We start from the raw sequence: 443 nt of genomic DNA on the forward strand, positions 1-443 counted from the left end.
TGCTGGCCGCTGCCGCTGGACAGGATGCCCTTGGCGCTGTTGTCCAGGCTGTCGGCCTTGACGTCCAGGCGCTGCTGGGCGACCAGCGCGCCGCCGTCGCTGTTGCGCAGGGCGCCGGCCACGGTCGCCTGCACGGCGCCGGAACGGCTCGACAGGGTGCCCTGCTGGCGGTTGTCCAGGCTCTGGCCGGTGACGGTCAGCCCCTGCCAGCCCGAGACCAGGCCGTTGCGGTTGTCGATGGCGCCGCTGGTGATGCTCAGCGTCTGCTCGCTGATCAGCTTGCCGTCACGGTTGTCCAGCTCGCTGACGTCCAGGCGCAGGGCCTGGGCGGTGGAGATCTCGCCGCCCTGGTTGGAGAGCTTGGCCAGGTTGGCGAGGGTCAGTGGGCCGGCGGTGGTGATCAGGCCGGCGCCGTTGTCCAGGTCGGCGCCGAGCAGGTCCAG

Annotated in this window: 1 protein-coding gene; it reads right to left on the minus strand. The window is 71.6% G+C overall.

Annotated features, from left to right (window positions below; genetic code table 11):
* Window positions 1–443, minus strand: a 443-nt coding sequence (locus NMG10_RS25880; protein WP_254465384.1) for a hypothetical protein, incomplete at both ends; no start/stop codon positions are given.

The sequence above is a fragment of the Pseudomonas sp. DVZ6 genome (assembly GCF_024259445.1).
Classification (GTDB): Bacteria; Pseudomonadota; Gammaproteobacteria; order Pseudomonadales; family Pseudomonadaceae; genus Aquipseudomonas; species Aquipseudomonas peradeniyensis.